This window comes from Staphylococcus schweitzeri (genome assembly GCF_002902405.1).
Classification (GTDB): domain Bacteria; phylum Bacillota; class Bacilli; order Staphylococcales; family Staphylococcaceae; genus Staphylococcus; species Staphylococcus schweitzeri.
In genome coordinates, this window is the sequence record NZ_PPQS01000047.1 from 107492 (window position 1) to 119280 (window position 11789).

Genomic DNA, 11789 nt, shown 5'->3' on the forward strand with positions numbered 1-11789 from the left:
CTTTTTATTCTTCTATTTGACGATGTTTCTTAGTAAACCTTCTAATTAAGAATGCCATGCCTGCACCAAGTGCTAATTCAGCATATGGTAGCTCATCATTATGTGTCATACCAGTATCTGGTAACGCTTTAGATTTTTGCTTAGCTTTATGATTATTGCCTTGTTGAGTTGATTTTGCATTGACTGTGCTTAAATCAGACTTAGATATTTTATTCATATCTGAATTAACTCGATTACTTTCATAAGAAAGTGATGATACTGCTGCCTTCACGTCGTCATTTTGTACACCTTTACCTGTATCTTCTTCAGTTGCTGATACTACTCCATCTTGTTGTCTAACATCATTTGAAGTCATTTTACCCTTAGATTCAGAATTTGATAGTGTTACTGATTTATTTGATGAGTCAGTATCAACATTTCTTGTTGCTTCATCTGCTTCTATTGATGCTACTTTATTGTCAGACTTAGGTTGTGCAAAATCAGATTGATTTCCTTTTCTTTCTTCATTATCTGTTGAAGATTCAGAAGTTGCTTTTGGTTCAGTTGCGTCTTCTGAAGATAATGTTTCATTTGTATCTTCAACCATACTTTGATTAGTAGAATCTTTGCCATCTTTATCTAAATTAGATGTAACTTCAGATTTTGACTGTTCAACTTTATCATTATCTTTTTCGATATCAACACTATTAACTGCTTTAGGATTTTGATTTGAATCATTTGTTGATGGTTCAATATTTTCTTCAGTTGCTGATGTTGTACCTGTGTTCTCAGTTATAGCTGATGTGTTAGTATTTACATCTGTTGATGAACTATTCTTGTTAGTAGTTGTGCCACTTTCATCTGTTGCTGCATTATTATTTGTTTCTGTTGCTGGTTTTTCAGTTGTTACATTATCTGTTGGTGCATCTACATTACTATTATTTGATGTCTCAACTGAATTAGTTTGTTCAGCATTATCTGATGCTTCGTTATCCCTTGAATTTGCTGATACATCATTATCTGAGTTACTATTAGTTTCATTAACATCTGAATCGTTTTGTGGCACAATCGCTTCAATTGAAGGTATCGTTACATTTTTTAATTCTGCAACTTCAGCATTTGATTGTGTTTTAGCCAATTCCTCAACAAATCTATCATAACTTCTATTTAAATCATTTATTGCAGTTTCTTTCGCTACTTTATTTACATCTGTATTATTAATTGTTTCCTTTTGCTTGTTAACAGCTGTTTCAATCTCTTTTAAAGCATTTTTCTTAGTTTCTGGACTCAATTGTTGTGCTTTAAGCTTTTCAAGTGAACTATTTTTCACAGTTTCTACTTCTGCATTCGTTATTTGTTCAGAAATATCTTCAGTTGCTTTCGATAAAATGTCTTCCAAAGTATTTGTAAATGCTGCTTTTTCTTCTGTTGTAGCATCTATATTGGCATTTACTTGCTCTTCAATCTGATCTAATGCTGTTTCTAACTCTTCAATCGCTTGTTGTTTATGTGTTGAGTCGATTTGAATGTTATCAAATGCTTCAAGTCCTTGAGCTTTTGCCTTTTCAACTTCGGCAGATGTAGTTGCATCTGTAATCCTTGTTTTAGTTTGATCTGTAATTTGTCTAATTTCTGTTAATGCTTCAGTTTTTTCTTCTGTAGTTAATTGGTCACTATGATCAATTGATTCTTTAGTTTCCCCAGCTTTAACATCAATCGCTTGACTTGCTTTTGACTTAACAATAGCAGCAACTTGTACCACATCAATTGCAGCTTTACCTTGCATTAAAGCATCATCAACATCGCTATTATCTATACTATTATTAATACTTTCTAATGCAGTTTGAACTACTTGATTAACTTGATTGATAGCTTGTTGTTTTTCATCTTGAGTTGCATTATTATCAGCAGAAATATTATTTTTCTTTTGGTCAGCATATGCATATAATTCGTTTGTTGCTGTTATTTTTTTAGTGGCAGGTATCTCATAATCTTCGATACTGCTTTCTCCCCTATAAAGGTTTGTTTCTATTTGATTTTTATCAGTAGCCTGATTAATGTTGTCTTCTGCTTGTTGTTTTAACTCTGCAAGCTTTTGTTTGGCTTCATCAATTTCACTAGTTGTTGATTCATTGGATGACTCAGCTTGTCTTACTTTAGCATTATACAAATCATCAATTTTAGCTAGGGCTTCAGTTTTAAGTACGCCAAATGTTTTAACTTTATCTAATTTAGCTTTTGTTTCATCTACTATTCTATCGACATCTGCATCAAAATTAGCTATATCTATATTGTTTTTACCTTCATCAAGAATTTGTGTTATTTCTTGTTTAGCGTCTTCAATTTCTTGCTGTGGGGCATTTGGTGTTTGTTCAACTGCATTTTTTCTTTGTTCAGCGTATGCCTCAATATCACTTTTACCTGTGGCCTTTTTAACGCCTACAATTTGTGTTTGCTGAATAATAGTTTCAGCATCTGATTTCGCTTGTGCTACTTCGGCATTCGTTTGCGCTTGATCAATATTTTTTCTTCCTTCTGAATTTGCTCTAATTGGTCCTTTTACAATTTGATCTTTTTCATCATTTGTAGTTACTGTATCATTAAGAATTTCAGTCACTTTATTGTTAAATATTGTATCAAGTTCAGCTTTAGCATCTGATTTAACCGTTGTTGCTGGAGCTATTTGCTCTATTGATTGAATTCCATTATCTTTTGCTACATTTACCTCGTCAATAGATTGTGCATTTTCAATATTTTGATTACCTTGTGTTAATTGTGCATCCACTTGTTGAATTGCTGTTTCTTTTTCTTCTGTTGTCGCTTGACTATTTTGATTAATGATAGCTTTTTGCTCATTTGCTTTAGTTGTCAATTCATCTTTTGCAACATCTTTAATTGTCGTATCTGCTGTAATAACTTGAATATCAGCAACCGCTTGATCTTTAATTTGCGTTACTTCATTTGTTGTTTGTGCATTTAAAATATCTTGATAAGCTTTTTCCTTAGCTTTAGTTACTAAATCATTTGCTGCATTTTTCTCTTCAGTTGTAGCACCTGTTGTATTATCAATAGCTTGATTTTGAGTTGTTACAGCTTGGTCTACTTCCGCTTTTGCATTATCTTTTACTGTTGTTGCTGGTTGTATATTTTGAATTGTGTTTATACCGACTTCTTTGGCTTGGTCAACACCATTATTGTCAGTTGCAGCTATGATAGTATTCTTCGCATCTGTAACTGCTGTTGATAATTGTTGAATTGCAGCTTCTTTTTCTTCATTTGTAGCATTTTGATTGTTATTAATAACTGTTGTTTGTGCAGCTTGCAATTGATCAATTTCATCTTTAGTCGTTTGCTTTTTCACAACTTTTGGCATTACTGTATTAATAGCAGCTTCCCCATTCGCTCTCGCTTCATCGACTTCTGCATTTGTATTAGCAGCTGCAATTGCTTGATTTGCTTTAGTATTTTCAGTATTTGCTTCAGTTTCTGCTACTTGTTTTTCTTCATCCGTTGCATCTGGCGTTGCTTGAATCTCTTGCAATTTGTTATTTAAAATTGTTGTGATTTCATTACGCGCTGTTGCTTTTTTGTTAACTGTTGGCGTAACTTGATCAATACTATTTTCACCTGTTGTTTTCACTTGGTCTACATCATTTTGACTATTTGCAGCTTCAATGTTGCTATTTGCTTGCGTCACTGCATTATCTACATCAGCATTAGCAGCTTCAATTTCTTCAGTCGTAATGTCTTGTGTTTGGGCAATTGCTGCTTTACGTTCGTTCGCTTTCGTAGCAATTGCTTGTTTTGCATCATCCTTCGTTGTTGTAGCTGGTTGAATTGCTTCAATTTTAGCAATTTCTGCATTTTTAGCCGCTTCAACTTCCGCATTTGAATGTGCTGCATCTATTGCTGCATCAGCTGTAGCCTTTTCAGTTTGAACTTGTTGTTTTGCAGCAGTTTTTTCTTCAGTCGTTGCACCGCTATTTGCATCTATCGCTGTTTCTTGTTCTTGTACTTTATCAGCAACCGCTTGTTTTGCATCTGGTTTAACATTTGCATCTGGTGTAATTGCAGCAATTGTAGCTTCATTTGTAGTTTTTGCATTATCTACATCAGTATTAGTTGCTGCGTTATCAACATCAGCATTAGCAGTAACTACTGCTTGGTCAACTTTATCTTTGGCAACTTGTTGTTCTTCAGTAGTTGAAGCATTCATTGCTTCAATTGCTGTTTTACGTTCGCTAGCTTTTTGAGCTATTTCCGCTTTGGCATCAGATTTCTTAGTTGTTGCTGCCTGAATTTGGTTAATTGCAGCAATGCCATTGTCTTTAGCTGTTGCAACTTCACTATTTGAATTTGCTCCATCAATATTTGTGTTTGTCTCTTGTTTTTTAGCATCCAATTGTGCATATGCTACTTCTTTTTCTTCGCTAGTTGAAGCAATGCTATTTTGAATTTCTTGTTTACGCGTGTTATATGCATGTACTACTTCTGCTTCTGCCTCAGGTTTAATTTTAACTACTGGCTGAATCGCGTTAATTTTATTTAAAACTTCTGCTTTTTTATCTGCTACTTGCTGTTTTGTTTTAACTGATTGAATTTCTTTCAATCCTACTGTTTGGGCAGCATCCACAGCATTATTTGCTTCTTCAATTTCTTCATTGGTAGAATTTGTGGCATTTGAATTATCAGCTTTTTTCGTTGTTGCTGCTTGTCTAACCTCTCTATATGCATCCATTTTTGTTTCAGTGGAATCAGTAATATTTTCTACTTTAGTTATTTCAGCTTCTTTTACAGTTTCTAATTCTTGAGCTGTAGTCGTTGCTTCAATGGCTTTTACACCTGCACTTTTTGCAGCATTAATACGATCAATAGCCTCTTGCACTTCTTCTGTTGTTGCATCAGGATTTAAAGATGCTGAATCAATTTGTGCTTGAACTACTTCATTATATTCATCTAAAGCAGCCGTTTTAGCAGTTGTTGCTGGCTCTGCTAGATTAATATCATTTATTGCTCTAGCTTTTATTGATTCTACTTGTGCATCAGTTGTTGCTGCATCAATATCTTTAATTGCCTTTGTCTCAATGGCACCAATATTTTTATTTGCAACATCTTTCTCTTCTTGCAATGATGCAGTAGACTTTTTAATTTGTTGTTTACGTGTTGTAACTGCTTGGATAATATCTTGCTTCGCCTGTGGTTTAACAGTTGGAGTAATTACATCTTGTTCTAACACTGCAATTCCATTATCTTTTTCAGCTGTTACACCCTGGATTGTTGTTTGTTTATTAATTTCTGTGATTGCATTATTTTTATCATTGTTAATTTTAGTTACTAGTACAGTAATCTCATCTTGAGTAACCTTTGTACTTTGTTGAGCTGCTAAAATCTTTTCTTGTGCTTTAGCGTCTAACTCTGCAATGGCTGCTTGATCATCGATTAATGCAGCTTGTAGTTTAGTTACTAAACCATCTATATCTACTTGAGATGCACGATTTGCAGGTTCAACATGGTTAGCATCTTCATTTAAAATAGTGTCCGCTTGTTGTTTTAGTTTATTGTATTCTGCAATAGAAGCTGTTGTGTAATGACTATCATCAACTTGTGAATTAACTTGCTGTTGCAATGCATCTTTGTTCATATCAACTGCAACTGAAAATGGATCAGCTGTTAATGTAACTTCTGGTTGTGCATTACCAACAATAACGTCTGAAGCAGTACGATATGTTAATTTCTCATTAAAATCTATATTTTGAGGTGTAGCGATATTCGCAACATTAACTTTATATGATAATTTTAATGTTTTATCTGGGAATAAAACTTCTTTTGTGTGGGTACCACGTGCTGTTGTCACACCTTGACTTGTAAATGTTAATTTATTGGCATTTTGATCATAATTAACAGTCATATTTTTCATTACTGTACTGTCTTCATTACCATTAGGGAATGTTGTAGTTAATGAATCATTAACATATGTTACACCTTGAGGCAAGGTTACTTCATATTTAAATTGATTCGCTTTTAAAGATGCACCAAAATTACCATTGTTACCAATTTCAGTGTTTATAGTATATTCTTTATTGTTTGTAGCTTTCGGTGCTAAATCTCTATTTTTGACATATAAATGAGACCCCGAGAATAATCCCACATTATCAATGAATGAGTAGTATTTGTAACCGTCTTTATTTGTTGTAATTCTTGAAGCGTCTGCAACTGCTGTATTGTCTGGAATAAATTGTAATTCTAAACGATCAGCATCAGTAGGTACTTTAAATAAGTGTGCAGTACCAATCTTAGCTACATTTACAGTTGCTAATTCAGTATTCTTCTTAGCATCTTTAATAACTAAGTTTGTTGCACCTTGCTTACTATTAGTTTGCATTGTAGTAAAATTGATAATTAATTCTGAATCTGGTTTAACATTTACAGTTTTTGAAATACCGTTAAAGTTACCATGGTCTGTTGAATCAGTTGCTTTAACACGACCTAAGGCAGCCACGTTTCCTTTTGCTTGATAATTTTGAGGACTATTTTTATCAAACATGTCACTTCGTCTTAACTCAGAGTTAACGAAACCAATTTTACCGTTATTAATTAAAGAGTATCCATCTACATGATCTGTAACAGTTACGGCTGGATCTTGTCTATTCTCATCAGTTTTAATTGAAGGATCATCAAATGTTAATGTTGTATTGATACTACCTTCACCTGTATTGCTGGCATTTGGATTTTGTGTTTGTGAGTTTGACACTACAGGTGCCGCTGGTTGAGCCACTGCTGGTTGTGTTTGATTGACAGGTGTTGCATTATTAGCAGGTGCCGTTTGATTATTTCCTTGTCCTGGTTGTTGTGCATTAGTATCTGCTTGTCCAGCTTGATTTGCTGGAGTTCCCGCTGGCTGTGCTGTTGGTTGAGCCTGTGCTCCTCCTGGTGTACCAGCATTTGCGTTAGGCTGTGTATTAGCATCAGCTGATTGCGCTGCTTGATTTTGTGCTGGCTGATTTTGCTCTGCTGCAGACGCTGTCGGGTTAGTAGATATAAATGTAACAGTTGCAATTAAGGCTGAAAAAATACCGACATTAAATTTTCTAATACTAAATTTTTGTTGTCTGAATAAATTCATTAAGTTATCCTCCTGGTTGATTATTCTTGCTGTTAAATGATGTCACTTAATCAACTTTTAATATAAACAGCTTTCTTCCATCTTATCAAAGACAGAATAATTCTATCTAATTAAAATTAATTTTATCATCATTATATATTGAGTACCAGTGAATTTTATATTACATATTGATTACTTTGTTTTTATTCCTTTTATATCATTTTCGATTATAGTATAAATAATTTCTGCAAGTACAAATAAACCGATGCATTTGCATCGGTTTATTATCATCACAAAATTATTTATCTAATCCCATTTTCTCTTGAACTACATCAGCTATTTGTTGAGCAAATCGTTCAGCATCTTCATCAGTTGCCGCTTCAACCATGACACGAACTAATGGTTCAGTACCGGATGGTCTCACTAAAATTCTACCTTCTCCATTCATTTCTACTTCAACTTTTGTCATAACTTCTTTTACATCAACATTTTCTTCTACGCGATATTTATCAGTTACACGTACGTTAATTAAAGATTGTGGGTATTTCTTCATTTGTGCTGCTAACTCACTTAAAGATTTTCCGGTCATTTTAATAACTGAAGCTAAATGAATTCCTGTTAATAATCCATCACCTGTAGTATTATAATCCATCATAACAATATGTCCTGATTGTTCTCCGCCAAGATTGTAATTTCCACGACGCATTTCTTCAACAACGTATCTATCTCCAACTTTTGTCTTATTTGATTTAATACCTTCTTGTTCAAGGGCTTTATAGAAACCTAAATTACTCATCACTGTAGAAACAATCATATCATTGTTTAATTCTTGGTTTTTATGCATTGCTTGACCAATTATAAACATAATTTGATCGCCATCGACGATTTGTCCATTTTCATCTACTGCGATTAATCTATCTCCGTCGCCGTCAAAAGCAAGTCCAAAATCACTTTCAGTCTCTAATACTTTTTCAGCTAATTTTTCAGGATGTGTCGATCCACATTTTTCATTAATATTGTAACCATCTGGACTACAACCAATTGTTTCAGTATCAGCTTCTAAGTCACCGAATAAAAACGGTGCTAGTGATGATGTTGAGCCATTTGCTCCGTCTAAAACAATTTTTAAGCCTTCAAAGTTAACATCGACTGTAGATTTTAAATAACTTAAATACTTTTGCGCACCTTCAAAGTAATCTGAGTAATGTACGATATCATTACCAACGGGTCTAGGTAATTCTGGGTTCTCTTGATCCAATAATGCTTCAATTTCATTTTCTTGTTCATCAGATAATTTAAAACCATCTGATCCAAAGAACTTAATACCATTATCTGCCACTGGATTATGTGAAGCTGAAATCATTACACCTAATTCTGCACCCATTTCACGTGTTAAATATGCAACACCCGGTGTTGAAATAATTCCTAAACGCATAACTTCTGCGCCGATTGAAATCAATCCAGCTATTAACGCTGATTCTAACATTTCACCTGAAACTCTTGTATCACGACCAACAAGTACACGAGGATGTTTTTCTCCTTTGTTGTGTGCTAAAACATAACCACCATATCTTCCTAATTTAAATGCCAATTCAGGTGTTAATTCTTGGTTTGCGACACCTCTTACTCCATCTGTACCAAAATATTTTCCCATTGTTTACTCTCCTTTATTTTAGCTATTTATTTTATATTGATATAAGCTTTTGTTTCACTTGGCTCTGCTTTAGTTACACCATCTGGCAGATCAATCTTAACAGTTTTTTCAGTTGATTCAGAAATACCATCTAAATCTACTTCTGCGTCCACTTCGCTTATATTTTGCAAGTCATCACGACTTCCAAAGATTTCTATCTCTTTATCTTCTAAATCAATTGAGCTTAATTCTTTATCATCTGCTAAACTACCTTTTTGTTTAACATTTACTTTTACTTTTTTACTAAATGGTGCTACTTTAACTTGTAAATTTACCTCATTAGGCTGAATTGAGACATTTAGTTTATTCAATTTTTTATCAAATGCAGTTACATCTGCAACATCTTTTGTGTCACCTGTAATTTTTTTATTACTTTTGTATGTTGCTTTTAAGTATGCAATTTCTTTCAATTGGTCTTCTCCACCAGTTACTTTAACAGTTTGAGGAGACACTTCTTGTTTTGTAATTTTGTATAATGAGTCAATATCACTTTGACTTACATCTGGTTGAACAGTCATTTTCTTTGTGACTTTGTTTTCAAGTGTAATATTAGCTACTTTAGGTTTAACGGAATAATGAATGTCATCAGCTAACCCTTTAACTTGATATTTTTCTTGATATTTTCCTGCTTTTGCATTCGTTAAATCAATAACAACTCTTAAATCTTCCGGGTTTTCAATTTTTAATATTTTAGATTGTGGACCTGAAATAGTAACATTAACTGACTCAGGTGCTTTTGTTAAATGTAAATCTTTTGAATTATAAAGAATTTCAACTGGTACATCTTGAATCGTCTTATTTGATTTTTGACCAAGATTGCCAGTATTAAAGATATTTCCAAAAACATTGTTAACAGATAAAAAGAAAAACAATGCCAAAAGAAAGGCAATAAATCTTAAGCCCCATTTACTTTCCAGCATATTATTTCACACCTTTCTTTTGAAAACGTGTGCCAAACCAATGTTCAGCAAGCAATTCTTCAAAAATCTCATTTGAAATGTCTCGGCGCAATTTCCCATCAAATGTCACTGAAATATCACCTGTTTCTTCAGATACGATGACTGTAAATGCATCAGATACTTCTGAAATGCCTACAGCAGCTCTATGTCTTGTCCCTAAGCTTTTAGAGATTTTAGCACTATCAGACAATGGTAAATAACTTGCTGCAGCAGCTATCTTAGTACCTTGAATAATCATCGCACCATCATGTAAAGGTGTATTAGGTATAAAAACATTTATCAATAACTCTTGTGAAATATTTGAATCCATTGCAATACCTGTTTCAATATAATCTTGTAGACCTGTTTCTTTTTCAAAGACTATTAATGCTCCTATTCGTCTCTTAGCCATGTATTGCACGGCTTTTGAAACAGATTGAATCAATTTTTCTTCATCTTTACTATACGTATTTGACGTATAACGTTTTAAAAAGCTACCTCGACCTAGTTGTTCTAACGCACGTCTAATTTCTGGTTGGAATATAACTATTAAAGCTAATACTCCCCATTGAATAACGATATCGAATAATTTAGATGTCGCAGTTAAGTTTAATATCATACTAATCTGTTGACCTATAACAATTACTAATATCCCTTTAAGTAATTGTATCGCTTTGGTTCCCTTAAAGACTGTAATAAGAAGATAAAGTACATACCAAACAATTAATAAATCAAGGATACTCGTTACTATTTTTAACGTACTGAGGTTTTGAAAAAAGTTGGAAAAATCCATAACATCTCCTCCGGGTAATATTTTTCCATAATATTTATTATACCAATCATTTACAGCACTGTCATACGAACACATTTTTAAATTTAAAAAAATTATTTTAAAGTTTTTAAGTAGTCATTTCTTTTTATTAAATTAAAAAAAGTAGTGCAAAAAGTGAAAGATACTTTATACACTACAAATCACTCATTTATAACAATGTTTCACCAAAAAATGTTCCAATTAAAGAGACAGCCTGCTCTGCAGTATGGTTATTGTGATCTATTAACGGGTTAACTTCTACTAAATCCATAGAAGTTACTAATTGTGATTGATGCAATAATTCTAATGCAAAATGACTTTCTCTATAACTAAGACCTCCTAAAACCCTAGTTCCTGTTCCAGGAGTTTCTAATGGATCCAATGCATCAACATCTAATGATAAATGCAAACCATCAACATTTCGCGACTTTAAATATGATAATGTATTTTCAATAACTTCTTCTATACCTAGCTTATCTATATCTGCCATTGTAAAAGTTTTAATGTCATTATCTTTAATAAATTGTCTTTCCCCTTTATCCAAATCTCTCATACCAATTAAAACGATATTTTCTGGTTTCACTACATTTTCATTAAATTCTAGTAATTCTTTAGGTCCTTCACCTGTTAAAATTCGTAAAGGCATACCATGAATATTTCCACTTGGAGATTCTTCTGGAACGTTTAAATCTCCGTGAGCATCATACCAAATTACTCCTAAATTATTATAATGCTTACTTATAGCTGAAACAGAACCTACCGCGATAGAATGATCACCTCCGAGCACCAAAGGAAATCTATTATTATTTATTGATTTTGATACTTGTTTATTAAGTTTTTTAGTAACTTCTAATATCTCAGCATAGTTTCTCAAACCATTTTGCTCACTTTGAAATCTTTCTATATCTACTGGTGGTACTTCAATATCCCCTTGATCATAAATCTCAAGATCTAATTGTTTTAAACGTGAAATTAAACCAGCATATCTAATTGCTGTTGGTCCTAAATCAACACCTAGATTTCTTTGTCCAAATGTTGATGGTACACCAATAATATCTATTAATTTTTTGTTACTCATAAGCGCTCCCCCTTTGCTCTACATAAATCCAGAATAATGTATGCGCTTACTATAATCAAGCAATACCTTTTTTACAGTTATCCCAAATATATATGAAATAAAAAAAGCACTTTCCAAAATGGAAAGTGCAAGTAGTGAGCCATAGAGGATTCGAACCTCTGACCCTCTGATTAAAAGTCAGATGCTCT

The 11789-nt window shown here is 33.1% G+C and carries 5 protein-coding genes; all 5 read right to left on the bottom strand.

The window, feature by feature from the left end:
- Nucleotides 1–4: 4 nt before the first annotated feature.
- The 5 genes from CD116_RS11645 to rocF all read right to left on the bottom strand — a co-directional run bounded on the left by CD116_RS11645 (nucleotide 5) and on the right by rocF (nucleotide 11601).
- The gene (locus CD116_RS11645) at nucleotides 5–7102 is read right to left on the bottom strand and encodes a SasC/FmtB family protein (protein WP_047551048.1); all 7098 of its coding nucleotides are present in this window, start codon (nucleotides 7100–7102) and stop codon (nucleotides 5–7) included.
- A 277-nt stretch (nucleotides 7103–7379) separates the two neighbouring features.
- The gene (gene glmM, locus CD116_RS11650; RefSeq protein ID WP_047450373.1) at nucleotides 7380–8735 is read right to left on the bottom strand and encodes a phosphoglucosamine mutase; all 1356 of its coding nucleotides are present in this window, start codon (nucleotides 8733–8735) and stop codon (nucleotides 7380–7382) included.
- 26 nt (nucleotides 8736–8761) lie between these two features.
- A complete protein-coding gene (locus CD116_RS11655; protein ID WP_047551051.1) occupies nucleotides 8762–9694 on the bottom strand; it encodes a CdaR family protein in 933 nt (310 codons plus the stop codon).
- A gap of 1 nt (nucleotide 9695) precedes the next feature.
- On the bottom strand, nucleotides 9696–10505 hold the full coding sequence (gene cdaA / locus CD116_RS11660; protein ID WP_000347894.1) for a diadenylate cyclase CdaA: 810 nt from the start codon (nucleotides 10503–10505) through the stop codon (nucleotides 9696–9698).
- Nucleotides 10506–10692: 187 nt separating this feature from the next.
- Entirely contained in the window at nucleotides 10693–11601 is a 909-nt protein-coding gene (gene rocF / locus CD116_RS11665) for an arginase (protein WP_047551053.1), read from the bottom strand.
- Between the last annotated feature and the right edge of the window lie 188 nt (nucleotides 11602–11789).

Excerpts from the sequence above, each read along its gene's own strand:
- CD116_RS11655 (WP_047551051.1), bottom strand. The coding sequence starts at position 9,694 with ATGCTGGAAAGTAAATGGGGCTTAAGATTTATTGCCTTTCTTTTGGCA.
- CD116_RS11645 (WP_047551048.1), bottom strand. The coding sequence starts at position 7,102 with ATGAATTTATTCAGACAACAAAAATTTAGTATTAGAAAATTTAATGTC.
- rocF (WP_047551053.1), bottom strand. The coding sequence starts at position 11,601 with ATGAGTAACAAAAAATTAATAGATATTATTGGTGTACCATCAACATTT.
- cdaA (WP_000347894.1), bottom strand. The coding sequence starts at position 10,505 with ATGGATTTTTCCAACTTTTTTCAAAACCTCAGTACGTTAAAAATAGTA.
- glmM (WP_047450373.1), bottom strand. The coding sequence starts at position 8,735 with ATGGGAAAATATTTTGGTACAGATGGAGTAAGAGGTGTCGCAAACCAA.